Consider the following 26,843-nt stretch of genomic DNA (forward strand, 5'->3'; position numbering starts at 1 on the left):
GGTGACGAGCAAGATGGTGGGTCGCCAGCCGAACGGCTCGTGCGCCAGACGACGCACCACGGTGCCACGTGGCGTTCCCTCGCAGCCGCACCGCCGGCACCACTGGTCCGGCTCAACGACCCGGCAGGCCAACACGGCCCGCTTCGGCTCGATCTGTTGGCCGACGACCTCCAGGCCGAGCTCGTCGAGGCGGGTGAACGTGGTCAGGTTGGGGCGCGTGAAGGTAGCGTGAGGCACGTCGAGGTCTTCCGGATGATGAGTGTGAGAACTTCCATCTTCGGGAGGCCTCGACCCTCATCCGCGGACCGACGCGCCGCCGTGATCACCCCGCCTCTACACCCTCAAATGTGATGAGCCTGATTACGTGGGGCATCATCTCGATGATGATGGCGATCGTGTGGAACGATTGGTCCTTCTACATTCTGCGGGTTTTGCTGGGTGCTGCGGAGGCGGGGCTCTACCCTGGAATGATTCTCTACATCACCTATTGGTTCCCTCGCCGTGATAGAGCACGCGCTATTGGACTATTCCTCCTAGGTGTTTCGCTAGCGAATATCATTGGAGCGCCGCTTGGTGGTCTCCTGTTGCAAATGGATGGCCTTTTAGGATTCCACGGTTGGCAGTGGATGTTCGTTATCGAAGGCCTGCCGGCTGTCGTACTTGCTTTCCTAGTTTGGTTCTGGCTTCCCGACAGGCCGCGAGATGCTAAGTGGCTGAATAACGAGGACAAGGAGCTGCTCGAAGAGCAACTTGCTGCAGAAGACGACGGCGTCGGACAAGAAGCTCATGGGTTCCGTAGCCTGCTCCCCGTTGCCAAGGATCCGATTATTTGGCTTGTCATCGCGGTCTACTTCACCCATCAGGTGGCGGTGTATTCACTTAGCTACTTCCTGCCGGCAATGATCAACGCTTTTGACAAAGACATGACGACTGTGACCATTGGGCTGATTACCGCCGTTCCATGGATCGCCGCAGCAATTGGGTCTGTGATCATGCCCAAATTTGGTACGACCTTAATGAAGCAGAAAGCCATGGTCTCCGGGGGACTCTGGTCTGTCGCTATAGGCCTTGTGATCGCTGCATTGTCTGGAGGTAACCTCTGGCTGGCTGTATTTGGATTCTGTTTTGCCGCATTCTGGTTCTTTGTCATTCAGTCAATGCTCTTTACATTCCCTGGGCGACGACTCACCGGTGCTGCGGTCGCAGCCGGAATTGCGTTAGTTAACACCTTCGGACTCTTTGGTGGATTCCTGGGCCCCACAATTATGGGCTCGTTGGAGACATCAACTGGCAACCCCCTGGCAGGACTTTGGTTCATCATCGTGCTGACAGTGGCCGGTGGCGCCTTGGCCTGGGGTCTACGGGGTTCTCGACGGGAATCTGAAACTGAGACCACTCCGAACGCCTGATTCTAACCATTTCCAAGGATTACTAATGCTGATCATCTGCGCCCCGGACTCGTTTAAGGAATCGATGACCGCCTCTGAAGCGGCCCGCTCAATGGAACGAGGAATCGCTCGCGCTTTGCCCGGGGCGCAGGTGATTCGGCTGCCTATGGCTGATGGCGGTGAAGGCACATGCGTCACGCTTGCGGAAGCGCTTGGCGGCACTCTGCTCGATGTAAAGTGCACCGATGCTCTAGGACGGCCCTCTCTCGGGAGAATTGGCGTCATAGAGGACCAGAAAACTGCGGTCATTGAAGTCGCCGCAGCTTGTGGGATTGAGAAGGTAGAGCCATCTCTCAGGGATCCAGCGATCGCGTCTACCCGCGGAGTTGGAGACCTCATTCGAGCAGCACTCGATCACGAGGTCGAGACGATCATTGTGGGCCTTGGCGGTAGTGCTACAAACGACGCGGGTACTGGAATGCTCAGCGCTCTGGGAGCTCGCTTCCTCGATAGGGACGGAAATGAACTATGCGACGGCGGGGCGGCACTTTCGTCGTTGACGTCCATCGATCTCACTGGCTTCGATCAGCGTTTCGCTGCTGTAAGGTTCCGAATCGCTTGCGATGTCAATAACCCTCTGCTGGGAGCCGACGGAGCGAGTGCTGTCTTTGGACCCCAGAAAGGTGCCGACTCAGAAACTGTTGCGACGTTGGATCTGGCATTGCGGCGTTGGGCAGATGTGGTTGAACCGCTCGTCGGACGTCAGGTTCGTGATGTCCCTGGCGCCGGGGCTGCCGGAGGCTTGGGAGCCGCTTTCCTCGCCTTCGGTCGGTCGACCCTTGAGTCGGGATCCGAGCTGATGATGGATGCAGTAGGGCTCAATGCACACCTGTCTGACGCTGATGTGGTTTTCACTGGGGAAGGTAGTTTGGATTCCCAAACTGCTTCAGGAAAAGTCCCCAGTCAGATCGCAAAGCGTGCATCTAGCTTCGGGGTTCCAACTGTCGCTTTCGCCGGACGGGTAGATGACGTGGTTGAAGAAAATCCCCCTCCCGGGATACAAGCAGTCATTCCAATCATCCGCGGGGTATCTGATCTTCCTACAGCGTTGCGTGAAGGTAGCTCGAACCTAGAAAAAGCGGTAATGACAACGTGCCAACTTCTTCAGCTAGCGAAGATGCTCAAGGAATACTAGAGATGATTGACGGATACGATTTTTGGGACGGAGCCATCACTGGGGGCATGAAGCAGGTTTGCACCCACGGTCGCAGTGTTCAGGTATTTGAAGACGCCCCGGCCAATTTTTACGCATCCCTCAATGCCACATCGCGTCGCTCGCCGGACGCAGTGGCGCTTGTAACTGACAGGGGACGTTCCGTCACCTTTAGGGGGCTTAAGCAGCGCACGGATCGATTCGCATTAGAGCTTCAATCACTCCTTCGTCCTGGGGACCGAGTCGGTCTGTTGCTTGACACCAGTGTCGAGTTTGCTGTGGCACTTTACGCGGCGAGTCGAAGCGGCATCGTTGTCGTCCCGATTCCGACAAAACACAAAGAGCCTGAGATCGAAGCGTTGCTCACGATGTCCGGCGTCCAAATGATCATTGCGGAACGGCGTTTCGAGTCCATGAAGTGCGTCAACAGGGTAGGAATCGTCCGCTGGGTTGAGGAAGGGAAAGTAAGCCTGGGATCGGGTGATACTGACGTATCGAGGCAGCTTCGTGATCCCGTGAGCGACAGAGATGCTGACTGCATCCTGATGTACACCTCTGGAACCACCGCTCGTAGTAAAGGAGTTCTGCTCACCAATCGCAACGTTGGTCACGCCATTGTTGCGTATCAGCGGATCCTGGACCTGGGTCCCGACGACTCCAGCATTATCCCGATCCCGATTTATCACATCACAGGACTTGTGGCCCTCTTGGGGCTGTTCATCCATATCGGAGGTCGTCTCTTCTTGCATCGCAGGTTTGACGCTGATCGAGTGCTTGCAACTGTTCGAGATGAGAGTATTACCTTCATTCACGCCTCACCCACGGTATTCGCTCTACTGTTAGGCAAATCGAAGCAGTATCCACATCTACCCAGTCTTCGAGCGTTCGCTTGCGGGGCTGCACACATGCCCGTAACGAGAATTCAGGAGTTGCATGCTTGGCTCCCGGATGTCCAGTTTCGGACGATATACGGGCTGACCGAGACAACGTCCCCGGGCTTGATCTTTCCAGGAGACGCAGCAAAAAGCGCGCATTGTGGATCCTCAGGCTGGCCCATTCCGGGCCTGAGACTCTCCATCCGCGATGATGCTGGCGAGGAAGTGCCATCGGGTGAACGGGGGGAAGTCTGGCTCTATGGCACGAATATCCTGAGGCGTTATGACGCTATAACTACGGACGCTTTGACTCCCGAGGGATGGCTGAACACGGGGGACATAGGGTACGCAACCGATGACGGCTACGTCTTTATTGTCGATCGCTCAAAGGACATGGTTAATCGTGGCGGCGAGAAGGTCTGGTGTATCGATGTTGAGGAAGAACTCCGCCGTGTACCCGGAGTTGCCGACGCGGCAGTCGTGGGCGTGCCGCACTCGATTTATGGAGAGGAGCCCGCTGCTGTCATTACCGAGGACGGAACCAATCCTTTAAATGAAGCCGGCATCATCAAGGTGCTTAGCGAGCGTCTGGCCCGTTACCAAATACCGCAGCAAATCCGTGTCGTTGACGAAATCCCCATGACCCCGAATCTCAAGGTTGACAAGACAGCGATTCGAGAGTTGTTCGAGCCGCGGGAGTAGCTAGCGGGCGAGCGCGGCCGACTCAGCGAGCGCCCGCGCGGCCTTGTTGATGGGGCTGCCCTCGAGCAGGAACCATTCGCTCGGCGTGATGACGGCCTTGATCGGAATATCGAATTCGGCCCGTGGCAGCAGGTAATCGCGCAGCACCTCGTGCTCGAAAACCATCGTGAAGGTGGGAACGTCGGGCTCGATGAGCGCGAGCATGCGGTCATACCAACCGGCGCCCTGCCCGAGCCGGGTGCCAAGACCGTCGACGGCGAGGCCCGGCGTGATGATCGCTTCGGCGTCGCGGATGGCGTCGGCGGGCAGGATCGGGCCGCTCGGCTCCGGAGGCCGACCGGGCGCCCGGCGCTGCAGGTCATCCTCGCCACGGTAGTAGGCCCAGGCGCGGGCAAGGCCCGGCCCGAGGACGGGCAGCAGGATGCGCACCCCGCGGCCGGACAGGGCGCCTAGGAGCTGGGAGGTGTCGGGTTCGCCGGGCTCGGAAACGTAGGCGGCGACGGTTCGCACATCGGCGACGGCTTCTTCGCCGTGCTGGGCGAACATGTGCGCCTCGCGGGCGCGATCTTTGGGTGAATGCTGCGCCCGTATGGCGCGAACGTGGGTCCGCAGCAGCCGCTTCGCTTCCTCATCTTCGAGGCCCTGGACATCGGGAAGTGGTGTCGTGCCGGTCATAGTCCTATCGTCCCACCTCCCCGCGAGCGCGACCACCGGTTCCGCCCTGAGGCGAACCGCGGCGCGGTCAAAGGCGCTAATCTCAAGATATGTCTGAAAAAGCTCCCGTCACCCGCGCTCGCAAGGCCGTCATCCCCGTCGCTGGACTTGGCACCCGGCTCCTTCCCGCATCAAAGGCGATCCCGAAGGAAATGATCACCGTCGTCGACCGGCCCGCCATCCAGTACGTCGTCGAAGAGGCTGCAAAGGCCGGCCTTGACGACGTATTGCTCATTTCCAACCGCGGCAAGGACGCGATCATCGACCACTTCGATGACAACCTCGAGCTCGCGCGCACCCTGAAGGCCGACGGCAAGGACGCGCTGCTGGCCTCGATTGAGGCGAGCGCCAACCTCGGGCACGTTCACGTCGTGCGCCAGGGTGAGGCCAAGGGGCTCGGACACGCCGTCGCGCAGGGGCGTGATCACGTCGGCAATGAGCCGTTCGCCGTGCTGCTGGGCGATGATTTCACCGATCCGCGCGATGAGCTGCTCTCGGTCATGATCGACGTGCAGGAAAAGGTCGGCGGCTCGGTCATCGCGCTGCTGGAGGTTGAGCCCGAGCAGATCTCGGCCTATGGTGCGGCCGTCGTCGAGCCCGCTCCGGAGGCCGGCCGCGGCGATGACGTCGTGCGCGTGATCAGCGCGGTAGAAAAGCCCGCGGTCGAGGATGCGCCCTCGAACCTCGCGATCATTGGGCGCTACGTCCTCTCGCCGGCCGTCTTCGACGTGCTGGATCGGACCAAGCCAGGCAAGGGCGGCGAGATTCAGCTGACCGACGCGCTCATGGAGCTCGCCGAGATGGACAAGGACGCCGGTGGCGGCGTCTACGGCGTCGTCTTCCGGGGCCGCCGCTACGACACGGGCGCGAAGCTCGACTACCTGAAGGCGATCGTGCAGATCGGCGCGGACCGCGATGACCTCGGTGAGGATTTCGTGGCGTGGCTACGCGAGTTCGTCGCGGACTATGAGGTGCCCGAGGTGCGGATCACCTCCGGGTTCGCGGACTAATGCGCACCGTCGCCGAACATGTCCACGCGAGCCTCGAGGCCGTCGGGATCGTGCCCGACCTCGAGGTCGTGCTGCCCGATGCGATGGGCTGCGTGCTGGCCGAGGACGTCACCGCCAGCCAGGACCACCCGTTCGTTGATGCGGCGCTGCTCGACGGGTATGCCGTCGCGAGCGCCGATATTGCGCAGGCCCGCCCCGCCGCGCCCGTCGAGCTGCCGGTCGTCGACGATGTGCGTGCGGGTAGCGCTGAGCGCATCCACCTCGTGGCGAACACCGCCGTGCGCATCGCCTCCGGCGCACCGCTGCCGATCGGCGCGGACGCCGTGGTGCCCGTGGAGTTCACGGACCACGGCGAGGCGCGCGTGCAGATTCGTTCGGCCTCCTCGGCGGGGGAGAACGTGCGCGCCCAGGCCGAGGATATGGCCGAGGGTGAGGTCGTGCTGACCAAGGGTACTCGCATCGGCGCCCCGCAGATCGCGCTGCTCGCCGCCGTCGGGCGCGGCAGAGTGCGCGTGCATCCGCGCCCGCGCGTCGTCATCGTCTCGATCGGTGATGAGCTCGTCGAGCCGGGCCGCCCGCGCACGCCCGGCCAGGTCTACGACGCGAACTCCCACGCGCTCGCCTGCGCCGCCCAGGACGCGGGCGCGATGACCTACCGCGTGCCCGCCGTGACCGACGAGCGCGCGGCGCTGCGCCAAATGATCACCGACCAGCTCGTGCGCGCCGACCTCATCATCACGACGGGGGGCCTCTCCTACGGCCAGGACGACACCGTCAAGGAGGTCCTCTCCCCGCTCGGCAAGGTGCGCTTTGACCAGGTCGCGATGTGGCCCGGCCGCCAGTTCGGCGTCGGCCAGCTGGGGGAGGAGAACTACGCCGTGCCGATCTTCTGCCTGCCGGGCGATCCCGTCGCCGTACAGGTGGCGTTCGAGGCGTTCGTGCGCCCGGCCATCCGTTCGATGGCCGGCTACCAGCAGGTCTACCGCCGCACCGTGCGCGCCAAGGCGGCGCAGGGCTTCTACTCGGTCTCCGGCAAGCGGGAGTTCGTCCGCGTGCGTGTGACCGGCGAGCCTGGCGCCTACCGCGCTGAGGTGCTCGGCAACCCCGCGGCGCTGCTCATCTCCGAGCTTGCCCGCGCCAATGCCTATGCCGTCGTGCCCGAGACGACGACCGACGTGAAAGCCGGCGACGATCTGGTTTGCATGCTGGTCGACGGCTAACCATGCACGTCTGGCCCACCATTCTCACCCACGGCGATCTCACGCTCCGCCCCGTCCGCGCCCGCGACGAGCGAGCCTGGGCGAAGGCCCGCAAGGCGAGCGAAGACTGGCTCGCGCCGTGGGACGTCGCCGATCCGTACGGTCAAGAGAGCCAGTCCTTTCGGGCCTGGGCGCGCGGCTTCCGCAAACAGGGACGCCTCGGCACCGCCCTGCCGCTCGTGCTGGAAATCGGCGATGACGCCTTCGCCGGGCAGGTCATGGCCAGCCCCATCACGTACGGCCCGGCGCGCACGGCGGTCATCGGCTATTGGATCTCCAAGGCCTATGCCGGGCGCGGCTACATGCCGCGCGCCGTCGCCCTCACGTGCGATTACCTCTTCGACGAGCTCGGCATCCACCGCGTGGAGATCAACGTCCGCCCGGAAAACACGCCCTCGCTGCGGGTCGTTGAGAAGCTGGGCTTCCCCGAGGAGGGGCGCGCCCGCGGCCTGCTATTCATCGACGGCGACTGGCGCGACCACCGCCGCTTCGCGATGCTCGCCGAGGACCGCCCCAAAGGCGGACTAATCGCCGCTATTGCCTGACACGCCGCAGGGCCTTCGGTCTCCTTGCGCGGCCCCACCGTACGGTTGAGGCGTGGGAATGTCATTGTCATCAGCGGTCTTTGCACTCCTGGTGGCGATCGTCCTGCTCTACCTGATCCCCCAGGCGGTGCAACGCCGGGCGGTGCTGGCGGAGTCCACGGCGGACGATAGGTTCTCCCCGCACATGCGGGTCCTGAACGTCACCGCCGAGGGTACCCCCGTCACGCTCGCTCGCAGTGTGCGCGGCCCGGTTCTTGATCCGGTATCGGCCAAGAGACGCACGGAGGCACGTGAAATGAAACGCCCGACCGCCCCGGTCGCCGCCCGCATGACCGCGCGCGATATTTCGGCTGCCCGCGCCAAGCACGCCGCCCAGATCGCCGAGCGTGCCGCCGCCGTCAAGCGCCGCCAGATCCTCGCCGGCACGCTGCTGGCCCTGACTCTCACGCTCCTTGTCATTGGCCTGACGACGAACCTGTCGGCCGCGTGGGCCCTCATCCCCGGCGGCGCCCTTATCGCCGTGTTGGAGGCCGGCCGCCGCGTCGCCGCCTCCTACCGCCGAGCCGACCTGCAAGCTCGCAAATCGATCGCGCAGCTCGAGCGCCGCCTGCGCCAGATGAACCTGCGCGACGAGGTCGCCGAGCCCATCCCGAATACCTCACCCGCCGATGACGTCGAGGCGCCCGCCGCGCCCAAGCACGCCGCTGCGCCCGTTGAGGTCGAGGATGAGGTCGAGGACGAGGCCGAAGCGCCCTCGGTTGTGGAAGCCGCGCCGGTCGTCGAGGCCCGCGAGGTACCCGAGGCGATTGTCGCCGACGTGCAGTGGGACCCCATCGCCATTCCCGCTCCGAGCTACACGCTCAAGGCGAGCGCCCCGCGCCCCGCAATCACGCCCGACGCCGATGTCCTGCCCAGCGCCGAGAAGGCCGCACGCGTGCCGATGCGCCCCGTGCGCGCCAGCATGCTGAACGCCTCCCCGGCCGAGGCCGAAGAGGCGTACGAAGCGCCCGCGTTCGATATCGATTCGGCGCTCGCGCGCCGCCGCGTCGCGGGGGAGTAGGACTTAGCGCCCGAACAGTTTGGCGAAGAAGCCCGTCGAGGGTTCGCCCTCGTGTCCCTCGCAACGGTCCGCGTTCGGGACGTTACGCATCACCTGATCCACGTGCTGGCCGCAGCCGGCCCACGTCGTCTTGCCACACTTCTTGCACGTCACCGCACGGCACATGTTGAGTTCTCCTTGCTCGAGGTTTCGTTAGCACCACTATATACCCCTAGGGGTATGGGGGGTGAAGCGTGAGCCGTTGCACGGAAAGAAGATTTTGGCAGGCGCGCCCACCAGCGTTAAACTAGAGGTCCCGGGGCTATGGCGCAGTTGGTAGCGCGTCTCGTTCGCAATGAGAAGGTCAGGGGTTCGAATCCCCTTAGCTCCACCACGATGCTCTTACTCGAACCCTCGACAAGAGCAATGAACTGATCGGACAGTACGTCCAGGGAGAGCCCGCCGGTTTCGGCGGGCTCTTTCGTTTGCCCCGTGCTGTCGGGGGTGGCGTCGTGCTGTGCGTGTCGTGCCTCGTCGACGAGTGCTCGGGTGTCTGGGCTGTAGATGACGTCGAATGGTGCCCGGGAGGTTCCCTCGACGTGGTGCTGGCCGTTGTCGTCGGTGGTGACGAGGAGTTTGTCGAAGAGGAGCTGGTTGAACATGCGGCGGATGTGCTCGGGGGCTTGCCGGTAGGTGTTTCCGGCGTGCTGGGCGATGTCGAGTGCGATGCTGATGAGTTCGTCGGCTTCGCCGAGGTCGGCGGTGAGGTTGCTGAGGCTGCGGTTGGTGGCGGCCAGTTCGGTGTCGAGGCGTTTCTGCTCGGTGCGGAGCATGTCGATGGGGATCGCGTCGTTGTAGTGGGCTTCGAGGAGCTTGCGTTGGCGACGCTCGATGGTCTGCTTCGTGGCCTCGAGTTGTTCTCGCTCGAGGTCGGTGTCGGTGCGAAGCTGCTTCAGTCCGTGCCGGAGGAGTGTTTCGAGGTCGCGGCGAAACTCGGGCGCGAGACTGATGCGGTCGTAGAGATCGTGGATCAGGTCTTCGGCGTGTTCGATCTGGATGGAGCGGAGGGTGCAGTCGGTGCGCTTGGAGTGTCGTCCGAGGCAGGAGTAGTACGGGTAGGTTTCGCCGTGACGGTTCTTGACGACCTGGACGACCATGCGGAATCCGCAGTGCCCGCAGTAGATCGTGGACTTGAGGTAGTGGTCGTGCTTGATCGACCGTTCCCCGTTGATCTTCTCTTTCAGGATTGTCTGGACCTTCTCGAAGGTTTCGCGGTCGATGAGCGGGGTGTGGCTACCGGGGTACTCGACGCCTTTGAACGTGGTGATGCCGGTGTAGTAGATGTTGGTGAGCATCGAGTGGACGTGACGGATCTCGACCGGCTTCTCCACGAGCCGCGCGGTGGGTACTGTTGTCAGTCCTCGTGAAGCGCCCTGGGTTTCGTTCCGAGGTCAGGACGCAACGGGCGCTGAATCCTGATCGTGAGTGTAGGCGGCCTCGACCTCTGCGGGAGTGCGGTAGCCGAGGGTCTCGTGGAGGCGGGCGGTGTTCCACCAGTGCGCCCACCCCATGGTGGCCAGTTCGACCGCCTCGACGGACTCCCAGATCCGCTTGGATTGGATGAGCTCGGCCTTGTAGAGCCCGTTCACGGTCTCGGCCAGGGCGTTGTCGTAGGAGTCGCCCACGGTGCCTACCGAAGCCGTCACCCCGGCGGTGATGAGCGCGTCCGAGTACGCCAAGCTAACGTACTGGCTGCCGCGATCCGAGTGGTGCACCAGGCCTTGGCGGCCACGGCTTGCACCGGTGCTCACGAGGGCGTGCTCCAGGGCGAGCAACGGCAGCCCCGCGGTATGAAGGCTGCCCGAGACCGCCCATCCCACGATCCGCCGGGAGTACACGTCGGTGATGAAAGCGACGTAGCAGAACCCCGAGATCGTGCGCACGTAGGTGATGTCTGCGACCCAGAGCTGGTGCGGGCCTTCCGCGGTGAAGCGGCGCTCGACCAGATCTGGGCGGGCATCCAGCTCGCCTGTTGGCCTCGTGGTGATCGGCTTACGTCCGCGCCGCACCCCTTCCACGCCGGCGAGCTTCATCAGTCGGGCGACCTGGTCCCGGCCGATCTCCCACCCGGCGCGGGCCATCGCGTGGTGCATCTTTCGGACGCCGTAGACGCTGTAGTTCTCCGCGTGGATCCGGCGGAGTTCCTCCACGAGGATCTCGTCCCGCAGCGTTCTCGAAGACCTGGGTCGTGTCTTCGCGGCGCGGTAGCCGCGGGAGGTGATGAACCCACATTCCGTCGCACGAAGGGTGCGGCAGATGGCCTCGACCCCGAACTGATCGCGGTGTTCGTCGATGAACGCGATCATCTCGTCGTGGGGCGGTCGAGCTCCGCTGCGAAAAAAGCTGAGGCTTTGCGCAGGATCTCGTTCGCGCGGCGCAGCTCGAGGTTCTCCCGGCGCAGCTTCTTGATCTCCTCGGCTTCAGCGGTGCTGAGCCCTGGGGCTTCACCGTGATCGACGCGATCTTGCTTCCACCAGTTCCGCAGGGTGTGTGGGGAGATCCCGCCAAGGGCTTCGCCGACGGCAGTGCAGGTGACCCAGGCGGAGCACTGCTCGGCGCGGACGCGTTCTTCGATGAGCTTCAGGGCTCTTGCCTTGAACTCGGGGGTGTACTTCTGGGGCATGATCCGACCTCCTTGAGGAAGTAGGTCGGAACGAAACCCAAGGCGCTTCATCGCCGGACGAGTTCTTTGGTGAGGGTGCGTACGGAGTGCTCGCCGGTGGCGTAGGCGTTGAACGCCCAGGTGACCAGTGGCGCGCGGTGCTCGTCGACGGTGACGGTGCGGTTCTCGCGGCCGTTTTCGATGGTGCGGGTGTTGAGGTAGCCGATCGGTGCACGGCTGACGGAGCCGCCGTTCTTGACCTTTTCGCTCATGCCTTTGATGACTTCGTTGGCGAGGTTGCGGGAGTAGAACTCGGCGATCGAGCTCATGATGCCGTGGAGGAGGATGCCGCCGGGGTCTGGTCGATGTTCTCGCTGGTGGAGATGAGCCGGATGCCGAGTTCGCTGAACCGCTGGTTAAGGGTGACGTCGTCGGCGCGGTTGCGTGCGAGACGGTCCAGCTTGTGCACGATGACGTAATCGATGTTGCCTTGCTCGGCTTCGAGGTAGCGCAGCATCTCTTGGAGCGCGGGGCGGTTGGTGGAGGTGCCGGAGACGCCACGCTCGACGAACTCTTTGACGACCATCGCACCGACGGCTTGAGCCTTCTTCTTGTTCGCGTCGCGCTGCGCCGGGATCGAGAAGCCTTCCTCCCTGCCGCCGCGTTCCGCTTGCGTCGGCGAGGGAGAGAATCGTCTGCCGGAGCTGCTCGGACTTCGCGTTCAGCTCCGCCTCGATCCGTGCACGACGACGCTCCTGCCACGCCTCGTACTCGTCCCACAACACTTCGACCACACACAATGCGACGAAGGCGGTAATCGCGACCAGGAGAACGACTCCCGAGGCAACCGCGATCGCGTCAAGGGATTCCATCACAGGCCCCGAGCGATGCGGTGGCCCGCACCGATGGCGTATCCGGCGGGATCGCCTCATAGAACTGCGCACCAGCCGGGGCGATCTTCATCTGCGCCTCCGCCTGCGCCACCAGCGTCGCGACATTCGTCATCGCCTGCGACGCCAGGAACGCGTGCCCCTGCTCCCGCACCGCCGCGATCTCCGTGGACGCAGCAACCTGCTCCACCTCACGCTTGGTCTGACGCACCAGGCTTCCCGTGATCTTCTGCCCCTGCTGGGTCGTGTGCCCACCGAACAGCGGCACCACCTGATTGCTCGACATGTTGCATGTCCTTCCGATTGAAGAGAACCGCCCCGGATTTCCGGGACACTTCGACCGTAGAAACTCGCCCGAGGGCACTCTGAAACTCGGAATAAAGTTGGAAGCGAACACGGGCGCGAGGCGGAGGTGATGGCGTGAGACTCGATGAAGACGATGTCGCCACCCTTCACCAGCAGCTCGCCTGGCTGACCAAACGCGAGGGCTTCGCTCAACGTCGCCTCGCCCAGGCTGGGATCGTCGACGAACTCCTCCGCGGCTTCCTCGAGGACAGCTTCGAACGCCTCCGGCACCGCTTCATCTCCGCGATCCACACCCTGCCCGGCGAGCAAGCAGACCTGCTGCTCGACGTGTTCGCGCTCAGCCCCGACACGCAGCACATACCCGAGCTGATGCAAAGGCGACAGATCCACGGCGACAAGATCGGACGGAAAGTCGACACCGTTCGCACACGAGAGACCGCAGCGCTCAAGGCACTGCACTCCCGTCTCGTCACCGGCCGCTACGCGCAGGCACCACTCGTGCTCGACGTGCCCGAGATGCACGGCGGCATCATCTACGAAGAGACCAGCACCCTCATCGTCGTCGAGAACAGACGCTGGCAAGCCACCTACGAGCACTACCGGTTCGCGAACACGGCAGGCGAACTCGACTACGTCACCATCGGCCGCTCCTATCCCGGCGTCGTGACCCCGAGCAACAAGGGCGACTTCAAGGTCAACACCCGCCCGGTCGACGGCGCGGGCTGGAACGACCACTTCTGGCACCTCAACACCGCCCGCACGGCGACCGAGCCGATGCAAGACCGGACACGCTACGACCTGCGCTTCCGCATCACACCGCCCGAAGACGGCAGCGAACCGGAGCCAGTGACTCTCGCCAGCCGGGCGCTCCACCACCGCTCACTGCTGTTCACGATCCGCGTGGGGTTCATCGGGGAACGGCCCGCCAGTATCTGGAAGTTCGAGGGAGCGAGCCCGTTTGCCCGCCCGCACGCAGCCAACGAGTACAACGGCGTCCAGCTTGACGCCCGCGGCACCGCGACCCTCACTCTGCGTGACGTCCACGGCGGCCTCTTCAACGGCTTCGCCTGGAGCTGGGACGCCTGACCGAGGCCGCAGGGTCTTCTCGAAAAAGCCAGGTCATGAGATAATCACAGGTAGATCGCAGCGCCCGGTCGACGCGACACATGCTCCCGGCTGCATCAAGCTCACGCTCATGCCGCGCATGGCACCCGACCGATGTCAGTGCCCGGCGCTACGGTGAGGTTAACCCGCAACCATAACTTAAGACGCGCCCGAGGCGCAGGAGATGAACCACATGGCACCGACCACCAAAGAAGGACAGCGCGCCGAACTGCACAAGACGATCTGGCGCATCGCGAACGACCTCCGCGGCTCCGTCGACGGCTGGGACTTCAAGTCCTACGTGCTCGGCATGCTCTTCTACCGGTTCATCTCCGAGAACCTCACCGCCTACATCAACAAGAGCGAACGCGAAGCAGGCGACCCGAGCTTCGACTACGCCCAGCTCGGCGACGCACAAGCTGAGTTCGGCCGCAAGGAGACCGTGGAGGAGAAGGGCTTCTACATCCTCCCGTCCGAGCTGTTCCAGAACGTCCGTAAGCGTGCCGCGAATGACGCGAACCTCAACGAAACCCTCGCACGGGTCTTCAAGAACATCGAAGGCTCCGCCGTCGGCACCGACGCCGAAGACGACCTCAAAGGCCTGTTCGACGATCTCGATGTCAACAGTTCCAAACTCGGCAACACCGTCGCCAAGCGCAACGAGAAACTCGTCAAGCTGCTCGACGCGATCGGCGACCTGCCACTGGGGAACTTCGAAGACAACTCGATCGACCTGTTCGGCGACGCCTACGAGTACCTCATGCAGATGTACGCCTCCAGCGCGGGCAAGTCCGGCGGCGAATACTACACGCCCCAGGAAGTCTCCGAACTCCTTGCTCGCATCACCGTGGTCGGTAAAAAGAGCGTGAACAAGGTCTACGATCCCGCGGTCGGATCAGGCTCGCTACTGCTGAAGTTCGCGAAAGTCCTCGGCAAAGACAACGTCCGCCAGGGCTTCTACGGCCAGGAGATCAACCTGACCACCTACAACCTCGCCAGGATCAACATGTTCCTGCACGACGTGAACTACGAGAAGTTCAACCTCGCCCACGGCGACACCCTCATCGACCCCGCCCACTGGGACGACGAACCCTTCGAGGCGATCGTCTCCAACCCGCCGTACTCGATCAAGTGGGACGGCGACGCGAACCCGCTGCTGATCAACGACCCGCGCTTCGCACCAGCAGGAGTGCTCGCACCGAAGTCAAAAGCCGACCTCGCCTTCACGATGCACATCCTCTCGTGGCTGGCCGTCAACGGCACCGCCGCGATCGTCGAGTTCCCGGGTGTGCTCTACCGCGGCGGCGCGGAACGGAAGATCCGCAAATATCTCATCGACAACAACTATGTGGATGCCGTCATCCAGCTGCCGCCGGACCTGTTCTTCGGCACCACCATCGCGACCTGCATCATCGTGCTCAAGAAATCCAAGACCGACAACTCAGTACTCTTCATCGACGCATCCGCCGAGTTCACACGCACCGGCAACAAGAACAAACTCACCGAAGCCAACCAGCAGCACATCCTCGACACCTTCACCACCCGAGAGAGCGTTGATCATGTCGCGACGCTTGTGTCGAACGAAGACATCGCGGCCAACGACTACAACATCGCCGTGTCCTCCTACGTCGAGCAAGAAGACACCCGCGAAGCCATTGACATCACCGAACTGAACGCCGAGATCGCACGGATCGTCGCCCGTCAAGCCGAACTCCGCACCTCCATCGACGAGATCGTCGCCGACTTGGAGGGCACGAAGTGAGTCGCATCGACGACCTGATGGCGCAACACTGTCCGAACGGCGTCGAATTCAAGACGCTGGGCGAACTACTGCGGATCAAGAACGGCAAAGACCACAAGCCGCTGGGGGATGGCGACATCCCTGTCTACGGCAGCGGTGGGATCATGCGCTACGTCGATACTGCCGCAGCGGAAGGTCCGTCGGTGCTGATTCCCCGCAAAGGATCTCTCGGCAACATCTTCTATGTCGAGGGGCCGTTCTGGGTCATCGACACCATTTTTCGAACCGAGATCGACTTATCCCAGGTTGAACCGAAGTTCGTTTATCACCAGCTGCTCACAATGAAGCTCGGGGAGATGAACCAAGCTGGCGGTGTTCCGAGTCAAACACAGACTGTTCTGAATTTATTGCGTATTCCTGTGCCGCCTCTCGAGGTGCAGCGGGAGATCGTGCGAGTATTGGACCAGTTCACTCAGCTGGAAGCGGAGCTGGAAGCGGAGCTGGAAGCGGAGCTGGAAGCCCGACGGCGGCAGTATGAGCATTATCGCGGAGGACTATTAGCGTTCGACCTCGAAGAGGTTGAAGCCGTGGAGCTTTCTGAAGCTTTCGAGACTCGTAACGGATATACGCCACCGAAGTCGGACCCGACGAACTGGTCAAACGGCGTTGTTCCCTGGTTTCGCATGGAAGATATTCGTGAGAATGGCCGGGTTCTTGATCACGCGCTCCAACGGATCCCTGAGAAAGCAGTTAAGGGCGGACGGCTCTTCCCGGCTGGATCGCTCATATTTGCAACCTCGGCCACGATCGGCGAACATGCCCTGATTACCGTTCCTTTCATGTCAAATCAGAGGTTCACTGCGGTCTGGCCTAAATCGGAGTACGCGGACCGATTTGATAAGAAATTTCTGTACTACTACGGTTTTGTGATTGACGAATGGTGCCGCAACAACACTTCGACCTCGAGTTTCGCCTCGGTTGATATGAGTGGATTTAAGCGCCTTCGGATCCCGATCCCGCCCATCGAGACACAGGAACGCATCGTCTCGCAACTTGATCGCTTCGATGCCCTCGTAAACGACCTGAGCATTGGTCTTCCTGCTGAGCTTGCCGCGCGCCGCAAGCAGTATGAGTACTACCGGGACAAGCTTTTGACCTTCGAGGAGGCTGCGGCATGAGTGACGTTGCTCCACGGAAGTATGATCCGATTGCTGTTTCGAGCGAGAGCACGGTTGTTGCCGAGTACATCCCTGACGTAGTGGGTGCGTCGTCGTATCAGTCGGAGGCGGAGCTTGAGCGTGAGCTGATCCGGCTGCTTGAGTCGCAGGCGTACGAGTATCTGCCGATCACTTCGGAAGCGCAGCTCGTCGCGAACCTCCGCACACAGCTGGAAGCTCTGAACTCGGTGACGTTCTCCGATGCTGAGTGGGAGCAGTTCTTCTCGGAGCGGATCGCGGGCGCGAACGACGGCATCGTCGAGAAGACGGTACGGATCCAGGAGGATCACGTTCAGCTGCTGAAGCGTGATGACGGTTCGGTGAAGAACATCCTGCTGATCGATAAGCAGAACATTCACAACAACCGGCTGCAGGTGGTCAACCAGTACGAGATCGGTCAGGGCGAGGGCGGCTCTGCTCGCTCGAACCGCTACGACGTGACGATCCTCGTGAACGGTCTGCCGATGGGCCACATCGAGCTGAAGCGTCGCGGCGTGGATATCCGTGAGGCTTTCAACCAGGTCGACCGCTACCAGCGCGACAGCTTCTGGGCAGGCTCCGGGCTCTTCGAGTACGTGCAGTTGTTCGTGATTTCGAACGGCACGCTCACCAAGTACTACTCCAACACCACACGTCGACAGCACCTGAGTGAGGCGGCTGGTTCCAAGCGGGTGCGGAAGACGTCGAACAGTTTCGAGTTCACCTCGTGGTGGGCGGATGCGCAGAATAAGCCGATCCAGGATCTGTCGGCGTTCGCGAGGACGTTCTTCGCTAAGCACTCGCTGCTGAACATCCTGACGAAGTACTGCGTGCTGACCGCCGACCGGATGTTGCTCGTGATGCGCCCTTACCAGATCGTCGCGACCGAGCGGATCCTGCAGAAGATCGAGATTTCCACCAACTACAAGACCCTCGGCACTGTTGCCGCGGGCGGATACGTGTGGCACACCACCGGATCCGGTAAGACCCTGACCTCGTTCAAGGCCGCGCAGCTCGCGTCGAAGCTCCCGAGCGTCGACAAGGTACTGTTCGTCGTGGACCGCAAAGACCTCGACTACCAGACGATGCGTGAGTATGACCGTTTCGAGAAAGGTGCGGCGAACTCCAACACCTCGACCAAGGTGCTCAAGAAGCAGCTCGAAGACCCGGGTGCGCGGATCATCATCACGACGATCCAGAAGCTCTCGACCTTTATCGCCGCGAACAAGGGGCATGCGATCTACGACGGGCATGTCGTGATCATCTTTGACGAGTGCCACCGTTCCCAGTTCGGCGACATGCACACCGCGATCACGAAGGCGTTCAAGCGCTACAACCTCTTCGGCTTCACCGGCACCCCGATCTTCGCGGCAAACTCCGGCAGCGGCGGGAACCCGCAGCTCAAGACCACCGAGCAGGCGTTCGGCGAGAAGCTGCACACGTACACGATCGTCGATGCAATCACCGACAAAAACGTGCTTCCCTTCCGGATCGACTACGTCAACACCATCAAGGTTGGCAACGTCATCGACAAGCAGGTCTCGGCGATTGACACCGAAAAGGCGCTCCTCGCACCGGAGCGAATCAGCGAGATCGTGAAGTACACGCTCGAGCACTTCGATCAGAAGACCAAACGTGCTGAGCACTACACGCTCGGGGAGCGCCGCGTGCGTGGCTTCAACGCGCTGTTCGCGACCGCATCCATCGATGCCGCCCGAACGTACTACAACCACTTCCAACTGCAGCAGGAAGGCCTGCCATCAGACAAGCGACTGAAGATCGGTCTTATCTACTCGTACGGTGCTAACGATGCTTTCGAAGATGGCGCGCTCGATGAAGAGGGCTTCGACACCGGTGCGCTGAGTATGGACACGCGGTCGTTCCTGGAAGATGCGATCCAGGACTACAACGACATGTTTGGCACGTCGTTCGACACCTCCGCCGACCGGTTCCAGAACTACTACAAAGACCTCTCGCTCAAGCTCAAGACCCGCGAGATCGACCTGGTCATCGTCGTAAACATGTTCCTCACCGGCTTTGACGCGACCACGATGAACACCCTGTTCGTCGACAAGAACCTGCGCGCGCACGGGCTCATCCAGGCGTACTCACGCACCAACCGCATCCTCAACTCGGTGAAGACCTATGGCAACATCGTCAGCTTCCGCGACCTCGAAGAAGAGACCAACGACGCAATCGCGTTGTTCGGAAACAAGGACGCTCGCGGTGTGGTGCTTCTCAAGCCGTACAGCGAGTACTACAACGACTACGCCGAGAAGGTCACCGAACTGTTCAGTACCTTCCCCCTCGGTGAGCCGATCATCAGCGAGGCCGCACAGAAGGAGTTCATCCAGCTGTTCGGTGCGATCCTGCGCCTGCAGAACATCCTGACCTCTTTCGACGAGTTCGACGGCTCCGCCCTGCTGACCGACCGTCAAGGCCAGGATTACCGCAGCGTCTACCTCGATCTGTATGCCGAGTTCCGCAAGGACAAGGACGCTGACAAGGAACAGATCAACGACGACGTAGTCTTCGAGATCGAGCTGATCAAACAGGTCGAGATCAACGTCGACTACATCCTCATGCTCGTGCAGAAGTACCGCGACGAACGCGGCGACGGTGACGACAAAGAGATCCGCGCCGAGATCACACGAGCCGTCGACGCCAGCCCGACCCTGCGCAACAAGAAAGACCTCATCGAAGACTTCGTCGACTCCCTCTCCGTGGATGGTGAGATCGACCAAGAATGGCGTGCGTTCATCGCCGCCAAGCGCGAGGCCGAACTCGAGACGCTCATCAACGAGGAGAACCTCCGCGCAGACGAGACCCGCGTCTTCATCGAGACCTCGTTCCGCGACGGACAGATCCGCACCAGCGGCACCGCGATCACGAAGGTACTGCCGCCGGTCTCGCGGTTTTCCGCTGACGGCGGCCACGGCGAGAAAAAGCAACGCGTGATCCAGAAGCTCGCCGCGTTCTTTGAACGGTTCTTTGGGCTGAGCGCCGGAGGTTGCGACTGATGTCTGAAGCGCCGGAGCCGATACTGCCTCTCTCGCTTCTCGCTAAGAACCGCGACAAGTTCATGGCGCTCTTCTACGAGCCTACGAGCACTGCACTTCAGACCAAGACCAACCTCCACCTGCACATCCTCCGAGTGAAAAACGGAGACTTCGACCTCCCGGGGCTCTACCGAGAACTCAAAGGCAACAGTGCCGCATATGTGCTTTCGCGTCTCAACTACCAGAAGGTGCTGGATGACCCGAGCCTGATGATGGAGGTCGCAAGCAAAGTGCAGTCGCAGTTTCGCAAGCCCGAGAAGACCTCGGGCGAGGGCGGCGAGGTCATCCTCTACTCGCTTCTCGAAGGGCATCTCGGCGCTCCGAAGGTGCTGTCGAAAATGGAGCTGAAGACGAGCAGCGACCACTACGTGCACGGCTCAGACGGCGTGCATTTACTTCGCGTAGACGACGGCAGCTACCAGCTTATCTTCGGGGAGTCAAAGATGTACGGCGACGCCGGGACACTCGGGTCAAGCGTCAAGCGCGGTATCAAGGCTGCGTTCGGATCTATCGGCAAGGTGCATCAGGAGGGATTCGACTTCGACACCTGGCTCGTGGACTCTGAACTTCTCAAAGAGCAGCTCGACCCGGAGAAGCTTGAGGCGCTGTCTGCGATTATCCTGCCCTCTGATGGTGGAAGCGGCATCAAGAAGCACAACGCCTTCGGGATCTTTGTCGGGTATGAAGTCGACGTCTCGGACATCAAGTCAGAAAACATGGAGCTCAACGACATCGAAACCGAACTCAAGAAGCGAGCCGTCAAAGCTATCGCGGCGGAGCATGATCTGATCCGAACAGAGATCGCGAACCGAGGACTCGGAGTCTATCCCTTCCATATTTACGCCATACCCTTCGCGAAGCGAGGTAATGGGAAGAACGCGCCTGGGATCGAGAAGGTACGAATGGAGCTAGCTGCGCAGCTAGGCAACCGTGAGGTGCCGAAGAAATGACTGGGCGTATTGCGGCAGACGTACTCGGCGATCGAATACTTGCGCGGGCCTCCTACAAGGCCGATCTGGCGGCTCTCGAGGCGGGTGTCACCGGAGCATTCCTTACCGGTAGCCCATCTGCTTCCCTGGCAGATGAACAAGTTGATCGGCTCCTTCGCTACGCGGATATCCTGTCGCATTCGACGAGCGAGCAGTACCGCGAAGTCGCCTACACCCTGATCGCGCTCCTCCGCGAGTACCAGGAGCTGGTTGGGCTCTCTGAGCGAGCTGCGAACCGCGTAGCAGCGATCGCATCGGCCGTATTGGTTGAGCTGGGGAACTTTCCAGGATTGCGGACGCTCACGAACAACTCGCAGGTGGAGTATTCCCTTCCCACCTCACGAGGCATCTTGCGCGCAGCAAAGGAAGTCGTGCAGGCAACGAAGCACGGCGAAAAGACGCTCACCGACACCCAGTACCTCATCACGGAGCGAATGCGCGGAGAAGACTACTTCAGCTTCTCTGGCCCTACATCACTCGGTAAGTCGTTCATCCTCAAGGACGCGATCTACGACATTGTGCAGCGCTCTGATCTCAACGAGCACTGCGTTGTAGTACTCGTTCCCACCAAAGCGCTCATCGGACAGACGGCCGCAGACCTGCGCGCACTGCTCAAGGACGTTCCCGAAGTCAACGTCGCGACGTTCCCGTCGCTCCCACGATTCCTTCGACAGACGTACCCGCGAACAATCTTTGTCTTCACACCCGAACGGCTCCTTCGCTACTTGGCAGACCCGAAGCGCGACATCGACTACCTCATCGTCGACGAAGCCCAAAAGGTGATCTCGAAGAAGGACACACGTTCATCGATTTATTACCACGCGATCGTTGAGGTGACTCGTCGCTTCGCGACCAAGCTGATCTTCGCGTCGCCGAGCATCAAGAACCCGGGGTTGTTCCTGGAACTTTTCGGCAAGGCCACCAACGGTGCACTGGCAGTTCAGGAGCGCACGGTCGCCCAGCAGCGCTACTTCGTTGATCTTGTCGATCGCAAGCAGTACTACTTTTCGGCCTCAGACGCCGAACAGGAGGAACTCGATCTGGCTCCGGCTGCTCGGACCCCGATCGAGCTTGTGAAATCGCTGAGTGGCGTCCGCAAGTCGATCATCTACATCAACAGCTCGGCGAAGGCGGCCGACTTCGCTATGGATCTCGCTGCCTCGCTTCCTGAGGTCGAGGACGAGGCGATCAACAAGCTGATCAAGTTCGTCAAGGAGCATATCCATAAGGACTACTACCTCGCGACGAGCCTCAAGCACGGCGTTGCTTTTCATCATGGAAAGATGCCGCAGGAAGTTCGCGAGAAGGTGGAGGCGTTGTTCTCCGACCCGCACTCGAAGCTGCAGTACGTTGCCTGCACCTCAACGCTGCTCGAAGGGGTGAATCTTCCAGCGAAGAACGTCTTCGTACTAAACGACACCCACGGCTCTGCCGGGTTCGGCAAGATCGACTTTGAGAATCTGGCTGGCCGAGCCGGGCGTCTTACCTACGACTTCTCAGGCAACGTGATCTGCGTACGCCATGAATCCAACGCATGGAGCGGCGGTACCCGCGACCTCATCCCTCGCGGGGATCCGATCACCGCGGAGAGCTTTCTCGTCAACCCCGGAAGGCGAACAAAGCCATTCACGGACATCGCCAAGGTGCTCCAGGGCAAGCCCCTCGCCAAGGCGACAACGGCCGATGAGCGTCGGATCACGGAGCAGTACTCCTCGATCCTGCTCCTGCATCTGCTTGGTAAGCAGCAGACGCCGCTAAGAACACTGTTCATGGAGAAGGTTCCGGACGGCTCCAAAATCCTGGATAAGTCGGCTTCAGATTTCGATGGTTCCGTCGACGTACTGCGTCGATCACCGGGCATCCTGCCGAAGTACCAAGACAAGGTCTGGGACCACCTGACACACGGCACCGAAGGCGCTCTGGTACCTGCAGACACGACGGAGTTCACCTATGAGCTCTTCGAAAGCATCCTGAACCGTCTTGGAAGCCTCTACAACTGGATCGAAGAAGAGTCGCGCGGTCGGCTATCCGACCGACTCGTGCCACCGACTGACCCTGGGTACACGAAGCGTGTTCGCTACTGGGCCATGCTGATGTCTTACTGGGTCAAAGGTGACCCTCTCGTACTCGTGATCAGACGGACGATCGCCTACCACGCGGAGCGAGGCACGATCGAGTACATAGACCACTCACGCTCTCACGCCCCGATCGAAGAAAAGTTTGACCCAAGCAGTCCGAAGCACATCAACATCATCATCGAGGGCATGATGAAGGATCTCGAGACAGGCCTCCGGTTCAAGATCATCAGCTATTTGGAGAACTATCACGATCTCAGCGTCGAGGTACTCGGTCCGCAGGGAGCCGGAGTCAACATCGCGAAGCTCGTCGAATATGGTACTACTGATCCCAGGGCAATCAACCTTCAGGAGGTCGGATTCTCTCGCGCCGTTGCGCTCGAGCTGCTGGACAAGTATGTGGATTTTTTAACGTTCACCTCAGACGAGGAGCTTGACGCAGTTGATGTTGATGCCTTGATGTCTCTTGCTGATCTGGATAGTGATTTGCGAGCGGAGGTTGAGAACGTCTTGCGTAAGTCGCCGCCACCTATGCGCCTTTGAAGTCTGCGTGCGGAGCCTGATATTGGCGTGTAGTTCGCGCGTACCGCGCGATACTCTCGGCTTTGAGTTAAGCGCTTCGTTTCGGCACGCCGTTGGCCCGGAGATACTTCAAGACCGTACTCGCGTTGATGCCGAGGTTCTTGCCCACTGCGGCGAGAGAGAGTCCTGACTGATAGAGCGCAATCATCCGTTCGACCTCCACTTTCGTGGCAGGTTGAAGCCGCAGCGCAACGCCTCGGCGCTTCAGAACGGCGCTGACCGTAGCGCGGTGGCAGCTGAACTCCACCGCCAGTTCGTAGACCGTCTTCCCCGCTGTGTACCCCTCAGCGATTCGGTGAACCTGTTCATCCGAGAGTCGGCGCTGAGCCTTGCGCCTGGCTCCACATGTCGGGGTGTCTTGGTCGTGACACGCGACGCGCCGAAGGGATCGATGCGCCTTTCGCAGTTCGTTTGCATGCGAGGAGAACAGTCCCACGTAAGATGAGAAGCCCGAAATTTGCCCCGCCTGATGGCAGGCAGATTTGTTTCTGCGGTGACGTGCGCCGGGGCATCGATGCTGGTGTTGGTCGACTACATCAACCAACACCGTCACCGGTCCGGGGTCGAGCCGATCTGTGCCGTGCTGAAGGACGCCGGCGTGCAGATCGCCCCCAGCCCCTACTACGCCGCCAAGACCAGGCCGCTCACGGCACGCGCGATCTGGGACGCCGAGCTGGCCGTGAACATCAAGATCGCTCACAAAGCGAACCTGGGTGTTGACGGTGTCCGGAAGATCCATGGCCGAGGCGCCTAACTCCCTGTTCAAAGCCGAATGCACCCGCAACCCGGTCATGCGTCCCACAGGCGGCTGGAAACGTCGGCGACGTCGAGATCGCCGTCGCCGAGTACGTCGACTGGTACAACCACCGACGCCTTCACGGCGAGATCGGACTCGTCCCGCTGGTCGAGTTCGAGGCCAACCGCTGGGCATCCAGCCCAAGAAGCACCGCCCTGAGAACCCCGTCCTCACCGAGGTCGGATCCAGCCAACCAAGCCTCCACCAAACCCGGGGCGATTCACTCTAGTGCCGCCCGCTATTGCTTAGACGGTCAGCCCTAACCTCTGCGCTTTGGTCTCGTCGCGGATCGGGCGTACAGCTTCGATCCCTTGACCGACAGCCTCCTCGAGCTGCCAGTCCGTATAGCGCCTGAGCCTGGCTCTGGCGGCTGGCCGCACGTTATTAGTGTCGTAGCGGTCTGGCATTATTGAAGTCAGACAGCCTTTCGCAGCTGCTCACTAGTAGCGGCAAGAGATGAGTCCGACCATAGTCGTCAATCAACATCGAACGGCTGCAACGCCGCAGTTCGATTGCAAAGGAGAACAGAGTTGGGCGACATCCCTGATAGTGACGACGAGCGCGAAGCAGCGCCGACGCCGGAGAATCAGTCCGAGCTCGAGCCCGCGACGCACGATGAGAGGCCTGTCTTGGTCGAAGTTCTTCCTGGTGTCGCGGCCATTTTCGGCGACGTGCCTGTGGGGATGCCAGAGATCAACCTAGATATTCTCCCCGAGCTCGACAGGTCTCAGCTGTCATCCGTCCTCGCAACGATTGGCCCCTCAATGACGGCGCTGGGTAACGCTTGGGAGACTGCCGCGCGGCTCAAGGGTCTGTACAAGCTCGCGCCGGAAACCCAAAAGTTGATCGACGCAGGCCTGAAATTGTCCGTCAAGGACGGATATAACATCTCGAGTATCAGGACAGCGAAGGGTTTCGTGCAAGCGCGATTCATGAAGCTCGGACCACGATCACCCGCCCAGCTTGCCTCCGTCGGTCCAGCAGTGGCGATGCTTGCAGTCCAAGCGGCAGTCACGGAAGTCGCACATGTCGTTCAGGCGAACATCGCTCTGACCACGCATACCTTGAAGGCGATCCGGCACGAGCAATGGTCACAACTGGAAGGGCTAGCGGAAGCCATTCATGAGGCCACGAAAGAAGCGCGTGCCATCTCCGCCGTCACGGAGTCTATTTGGGATCCCATTTCACCAAGCGGAGCGGCACTGCGCCAGCAGGTGAAGCTCTACCGCCGCAATACAGCCAACCATCTCGCTGAGATTGATCGGCTCGAGGGACGCGAGCGGCGAGAGTACTTCGAGGCGAATGGTGAGGCCGTCGTCTTTGACGCCTACGCCTTGCTTACTTCGTTGCGGGCCTTTGGCGAGTATCAAACGCTGAGGGTAGCGCTCGCCAGAACTCGTGGCCACGACGATCCCGACGAGGTGAAGGTCTTTGATCACCTCACGAAGACTGTTCCCGACGAGCTACAAGAGGGGCTGCGCGATGTTCGAGCGCTTGTCGATCAGCTCGTGCGGAGCTTGAGTTTGAGCGCTGGGCTTGGTTCGGCATCCGCTTTTTCGTTGTCGAAGTGGAGCCGAGATGCGCGACAAGCACGGCTTAACTCGGCTCAGCTCTTGTCCGCTATTGAGCCCCTCGCCGATGCTCTCTCTATACGTTTTGAAACGCCAACCAACCTGGAGGCGCAGTGTGCGCCCGACGGACTGGAGATGGACCGCTATCTTCGGATCCTCCAATTGCAACTCGACGATGGCGAAGAGTTGAGGGGGCTCGCCTTCACTCACGTGGCCCGTAGTGGCGATCTATCCGGCGTTGTTCCGGCCGTGCAAGCCAAGCGCGTCGATGCCGCGTGGGGAGTGCGGTCCGCCGGCAAATTCGGTTCGTTGCTTTCAGGGGTTGAACTCGCCGACGTTGTAGCGGTCACCAACCGCAGGATTATCGCGACTTCCGCCCGTGACCTCCTTCAGCGCGGAGAGATCGACGCGTCCTACTCACTGAGCGACGTGAAGTACGTCCGGCCGCCGTCTGCGAGGCCCGATGAAGTTCGTCCAACCCTTGCCGTCACGACCAAGGACGACGATCTTCGATTAATGTTCCCGCAGAGGGCTGACCCGCAAGATATTGACGATTTGGCGGCGTTGATTCGCGATCTCGCAAGTTCAACAACGCCCGAGCTGATCGGAACCGACGGTCCATCGGGGCAGGCGCAACTCTCGCCAGGCGAGGACTAGTTGTACTTCCTTGGGACGTTGCGAACGGTCGAGATGAGATGAAGACCTCCGGCAGGATGTGGGTTACCACACTCGCATCCAGTCACCGGAGGTCTTCATGTCCCACGCTAACGCACCCCTTACACCCGAAGGACTCCGCCGTCTTGCCATCCTGATCGTGGACGAGGGCTGGCCAATCAGGCGCGCAGCCCAACGGCTCCAAGTCTCGCCCTCGACCGCACAGAAATGGGCGGCACGTTATCGCGCTGGTCTGCCACTCACAGACCGTTCCTCCCGCCCGCGCACCTCACCAAACCGGCTCCCAAAGAAGCGTGAGCATCGCATCCTCTCGCTCCGTTTCAACCGCAGATGGGGGCCACATCGCATCAGCTACCACCTCGGCATCCCGCGCTCGACCGTCGGCCGGGTTCTCCAGCGATACCGGATGCCACGCCTTGACCACATCGACCAGGCCACAGGCTTACCAATCC

Annotated in this window: 23 protein-coding genes, 1 tRNA gene, 2 pseudogenes and 1 other annotated feature; of the genes and pseudogenes, 17 read left to right on the plus strand and 9 right to left on the minus strand. The window is 61.3% G+C overall.

Going from position 1 to position 26,843, the window contains the following annotated elements:
* Window positions 1-237, minus strand: a pseudogene (locus BLU67_RS11450) (ISL3 family transposase); the annotation flags it as partial.
* Between the two features lie 113 nt (window positions 238-350).
* On the opposite strand from BLU67_RS11450, the gene BLU67_RS11455 reads away from it, so the two are divergent.
* The 3 genes from BLU67_RS11455 to BLU67_RS11465 are packed head-to-tail and all read left to right on the plus strand — an operon-like array spanning window position 351 to window position 4,178.
* Window positions 351-1,409, plus strand: a complete 1,059-nt coding sequence (locus BLU67_RS11455) for an MFS transporter (protein WP_092566075.1) — start codon at window positions 351-353, stop codon at window positions 1,407-1,409.
* Window positions 1,410-1,434: 25 nt separating this feature from the next.
* Window positions 1,435-2,583, plus strand: a complete 1,149-nt coding sequence (locus BLU67_RS11460) for a glycerate kinase (protein WP_092566077.1) — start codon at window positions 1,435-1,437, stop codon at window positions 2,581-2,583.
* Between the two features lie 2 nt (window positions 2,584-2,585).
* Window positions 2,586-4,178, plus strand: a complete 1,593-nt coding sequence (locus BLU67_RS11465) for a class I adenylate-forming enzyme family protein (RefSeq protein WP_092566079.1) — start codon at window positions 2,586-2,588, stop codon at window positions 4,176-4,178.
* Here the strand turns inward: BLU67_RS11465 and BLU67_RS11470 are convergent, their stop codons facing one another.
* Window positions 4,179-4,853: a 5-formyltetrahydrofolate cyclo-ligase gene (locus BLU67_RS11470; RefSeq protein WP_092566081.1), complete on the minus strand. Its 675-nt coding sequence runs from the start codon at window positions 4,851-4,853 to the stop codon at window positions 4,179-4,181.
* Window positions 4,854-4,942: 89 nt separating this feature from the next.
* Between BLU67_RS11470 and BLU67_RS11475 the strand changes: the two genes are divergently transcribed.
* The 4 genes from BLU67_RS11475 to BLU67_RS11490 are packed head-to-tail and all read left to right on the plus strand — an operon-like array spanning window position 4,943 to window position 8,766.
* Complete coding sequence (locus BLU67_RS11475) at window positions 4,943-5,902, plus strand: UTP--glucose-1-phosphate uridylyltransferase (protein ID WP_092566083.1); 960 nt, start codon at window positions 4,943-4,945, stop codon at window positions 5,900-5,902.
* The gene (gene glp, locus BLU67_RS11480; RefSeq protein ID WP_092566085.1) at window positions 5,902-7,122 is read left to right on the plus strand and encodes a molybdopterin molybdotransferase MoeA; all 1,221 of its coding nucleotides are present in this window, start codon (window positions 5,902-5,904) and stop codon (window positions 7,120-7,122) included. The genes BLU67_RS11475 and glp overlap by 1 nt, the downstream gene beginning before the upstream one ends.
* Before the next feature lie 2 nt (window positions 7,123-7,124).
* Complete coding sequence (locus tag BLU67_RS11485) at window positions 7,125-7,706, plus strand: GNAT family N-acetyltransferase (protein WP_092566087.1); 582 nt, start codon at window positions 7,125-7,127, stop codon at window positions 7,704-7,706.
* Window positions 7,707-7,764: 58 nt separating this feature from the next.
* Window positions 7,765-8,766, plus strand: coding sequence for a hypothetical protein (locus tag BLU67_RS11490; protein ID WP_092566089.1), 1,002 nt, complete (start codon window positions 7,765-7,767; stop codon window positions 8,764-8,766).
* A 3-nt stretch (window positions 8,767-8,769) separates the two neighbouring features.
* Here the strand turns inward: BLU67_RS11490 and BLU67_RS11495 are convergent, their stop codons facing one another.
* Window positions 8,770-8,931 (minus strand): hypothetical protein, encoded by a 162-nt coding sequence (locus BLU67_RS11495; protein WP_092566091.1) that lies wholly within the window; start codon window positions 8,929-8,931, stop codon window positions 8,770-8,772.
* Between the two features lie 132 nt (window positions 8,932-9,063).
* Here BLU67_RS11495 and BLU67_RS11500 point away from each other — a divergent pair.
* Window positions 9,064-9,139: transfer RNA gene (locus BLU67_RS11500), tRNA-Ala, on the plus strand.
* A gap of 694 nt (window positions 9,140-9,833) precedes the next feature.
* On the opposite strand, the pseudogene BLU67_RS12730 reads toward BLU67_RS11500, so the two are convergent.
* The 5 genes and pseudogenes from BLU67_RS12730 to BLU67_RS11525 form a co-directional block, all read right to left on the minus strand.
* Window positions 9,834-10,100, minus strand: a pseudogene (locus BLU67_RS12730) (recombinase family protein); the annotation flags it as partial.
* A gap of 96 nt (window positions 10,101-10,196) precedes the next feature.
* A protein-coding gene (locus BLU67_RS11515; protein WP_092566093.1) for an IS3 family transposase occupies window positions 10,197-11,428 on the minus strand; the annotation gives its coding sequence in 2 pieces (ribosomal slippage) (window positions 10,197-11,149 and window positions 11,149-11,428; 1,233 coding nt in all).
* Window positions 11,047-11,150 (minus strand) — a sequence feature (AL1L pseudoknot). (Overlaps the previous gene by 104 nt.)
* A 47-nt stretch (window positions 11,429-11,475) precedes the next feature.
* Window positions 11,476-11,736, minus strand: a complete 261-nt coding sequence (locus tag BLU67_RS12650; RefSeq protein WP_315971787.1) for a hypothetical protein — start codon at window positions 11,734-11,736, stop codon at window positions 11,476-11,478.
* Complete coding sequence (locus BLU67_RS12655; protein WP_315971788.1) at window positions 11,733-12,044, minus strand: recombinase family protein; 312 nt, start codon at window positions 12,042-12,044, stop codon at window positions 11,733-11,735. Before BLU67_RS12655 ends, BLU67_RS12650 begins: the two co-directional genes overlap by 4 nt.
* A gap of 221 nt (window positions 12,045-12,265) precedes the next feature.
* The gene (locus BLU67_RS11525; RefSeq protein WP_092566095.1) at window positions 12,266-12,583 is read right to left on the minus strand and encodes a hypothetical protein; all 318 of its coding nucleotides are present in this window, start codon (window positions 12,581-12,583) and stop codon (window positions 12,266-12,268) included.
* A 134-nt stretch (window positions 12,584-12,717) separates the two neighbouring features.
* Here BLU67_RS11525 and BLU67_RS11530 point away from each other — a divergent pair, with 134 nt between their 5' ends.
* From BLU67_RS11530 to BLU67_RS11555, 6 genes are all read left to right on the plus strand, one after another.
* Complete coding sequence (locus BLU67_RS11530) at window positions 12,718-13,689, plus strand: hypothetical protein (RefSeq protein ID WP_092566097.1); 972 nt, start codon at window positions 12,718-12,720, stop codon at window positions 13,687-13,689.
* A gap of 211 nt (window positions 13,690-13,900) precedes the next feature.
* On the plus strand, window positions 13,901-15,469 hold the full coding sequence (locus BLU67_RS11535; RefSeq protein ID WP_092566099.1) for a type I restriction-modification system subunit M: 1,569 nt from the start codon (window positions 13,901-13,903) through the stop codon (window positions 15,467-15,469).
* Window positions 15,466-16,626: a restriction endonuclease subunit S gene (locus BLU67_RS11540; RefSeq protein WP_092566101.1), complete on the plus strand. Its 1,161-nt coding sequence runs from the start codon at window positions 15,466-15,468 to the stop codon at window positions 16,624-16,626. The genes BLU67_RS11535 and BLU67_RS11540 overlap by 4 nt, the downstream gene beginning before the upstream one ends.
* On the plus strand, window positions 16,623-19,664 hold the full coding sequence (locus BLU67_RS11545; RefSeq protein ID WP_092566103.1) for a type I restriction endonuclease subunit R: 3,042 nt from the start codon (window positions 16,623-16,625) through the stop codon (window positions 19,662-19,664). Before BLU67_RS11540 ends, BLU67_RS11545 begins: the two co-directional genes overlap by 4 nt.
* On the plus strand, window positions 19,664-20,653 hold the full coding sequence (locus tag BLU67_RS11550; protein WP_092566105.1) for a HamA C-terminal domain-containing protein: 990 nt from the start codon (window positions 19,664-19,666) through the stop codon (window positions 20,651-20,653). Before BLU67_RS11545 ends, BLU67_RS11550 begins: the two co-directional genes overlap by 1 nt.
* Window positions 20,650-23,310 (plus strand): DEAD/DEAH box helicase, encoded by a 2,661-nt coding sequence (locus BLU67_RS11555; protein WP_092566107.1) that lies wholly within the window; start codon window positions 20,650-20,652, stop codon window positions 23,308-23,310. Before BLU67_RS11550 ends, BLU67_RS11555 begins: the two co-directional genes overlap by 4 nt.
* Before the next feature lie 67 nt (window positions 23,311-23,377).
* On the opposite strand, the gene BLU67_RS12735 is transcribed toward BLU67_RS11555, so the two are convergent.
* A complete protein-coding gene (locus tag BLU67_RS12735; RefSeq protein WP_410002427.1) occupies window positions 23,378-23,902 on the minus strand; it encodes a helix-turn-helix domain-containing protein in 525 nt (174 codons plus the stop codon).
* Here BLU67_RS12735 and BLU67_RS12625 point away from each other — a divergent pair.
* The 3 genes from BLU67_RS12625 to BLU67_RS11575 all read left to right on the plus strand — a co-directional run.
* On the plus strand, window positions 23,819-24,103 hold the full coding sequence (locus tag BLU67_RS12625) for a hypothetical protein (protein ID WP_261977115.1): 285 nt from the start codon (window positions 23,819-23,821) through the stop codon (window positions 24,101-24,103). The two genes, BLU67_RS12735 and BLU67_RS12625, sit on opposite strands and share 84 nt — an antisense overlap.
* A 572-nt stretch (window positions 24,104-24,675) precedes the next feature.
* A complete protein-coding gene (locus tag BLU67_RS11570; RefSeq protein WP_092566113.1) occupies window positions 24,676-26,373 on the plus strand; it encodes a hypothetical protein in 1,698 nt (565 codons plus the stop codon).
* A 97-nt stretch (window positions 26,374-26,470) separates the two neighbouring features.
* The coding region (locus tag BLU67_RS11575; protein WP_143027433.1) for a helix-turn-helix domain-containing protein at window positions 26,471-26,843 on the plus strand (373 nt) is incomplete at its 3' end.

Origin of the sequence: Bowdeniella nasicola, assembly GCF_900107735.1 — a bacterium.
Classification (GTDB): domain Bacteria; phylum Actinomycetota; class Actinomycetes; order Actinomycetales; family Actinomycetaceae; genus Bowdeniella; species Bowdeniella massiliensis.

Bases quoted from the DNA above. Each gene is read 5' to 3' on its own strand.
- BLU67_RS11455 (WP_092566075.1), top strand. From the start codon at position 351: ATGAGCCTGATTACGTGGGGCATCATCTCGATGATGATGGCGATCGTG.
- BLU67_RS11460 (WP_092566077.1), top strand. From the start codon at position 1,435: ATGCTGATCATCTGCGCCCCGGACTCGTTTAAGGAATCGATGACCGCC.
- BLU67_RS11465 (WP_092566079.1), top strand. From the start codon at position 2,586: ATGATTGACGGATACGATTTTTGGGACGGAGCCATCACTGGGGGCATG.
- BLU67_RS11470 (WP_092566081.1), bottom strand. From the start codon at position 4,853: ATGACCGGCACGACACCACTTCCCGATGTCCAGGGCCTCGAAGATGAG.
- BLU67_RS11475 (WP_092566083.1), top strand. From the start codon at position 4,943: ATGTCTGAAAAAGCTCCCGTCACCCGCGCTCGCAAGGCCGTCATCCCC.
- glp (WP_092566085.1), top strand. From the start codon at position 5,902: ATGCGCACCGTCGCCGAACATGTCCACGCGAGCCTCGAGGCCGTCGGG.
- BLU67_RS11485 (WP_092566087.1), top strand. From the start codon at position 7,125: ATGCACGTCTGGCCCACCATTCTCACCCACGGCGATCTCACGCTCCGC.
- BLU67_RS11490 (WP_092566089.1), top strand. From the start codon at position 7,765: ATGTCATTGTCATCAGCGGTCTTTGCACTCCTGGTGGCGATCGTCCTG.
- BLU67_RS11495 (WP_092566091.1), bottom strand. From the start codon at position 8,931: ATGTGCCGTGCGGTGACGTGCAAGAAGTGTGGCAAGACGACGTGGGCC.
- BLU67_RS12650 (WP_315971787.1), bottom strand. From the start codon at position 11,736: ATGAGCTCGATCGCCGAGTTCTACTCCCGCAACCTCGCCAACGAAGTC.
- BLU67_RS11525 (WP_092566095.1), bottom strand. From the start codon at position 12,583: ATGTCGAGCAATCAGGTGGTGCCGCTGTTCGGTGGGCACACGACCCAG.
- BLU67_RS11535 (WP_092566099.1), top strand. From the start codon at position 13,901: ATGGCACCGACCACCAAAGAAGGACAGCGCGCCGAACTGCACAAGACG.
- BLU67_RS11545 (WP_092566103.1), top strand. From the start codon at position 16,623: ATGAGTGACGTTGCTCCACGGAAGTATGATCCGATTGCTGTTTCGAGC.
- BLU67_RS11550 (WP_092566105.1), top strand. From the start codon at position 19,664: ATGTCTGAAGCGCCGGAGCCGATACTGCCTCTCTCGCTTCTCGCTAAG.
- BLU67_RS11555 (WP_092566107.1), top strand. From the start codon at position 20,650: ATGACTGGGCGTATTGCGGCAGACGTACTCGGCGATCGAATACTTGCG.
- BLU67_RS12625 (WP_261977115.1), top strand. From the start codon at position 23,819: ATGGCAGGCAGATTTGTTTCTGCGGTGACGTGCGCCGGGGCATCGATG.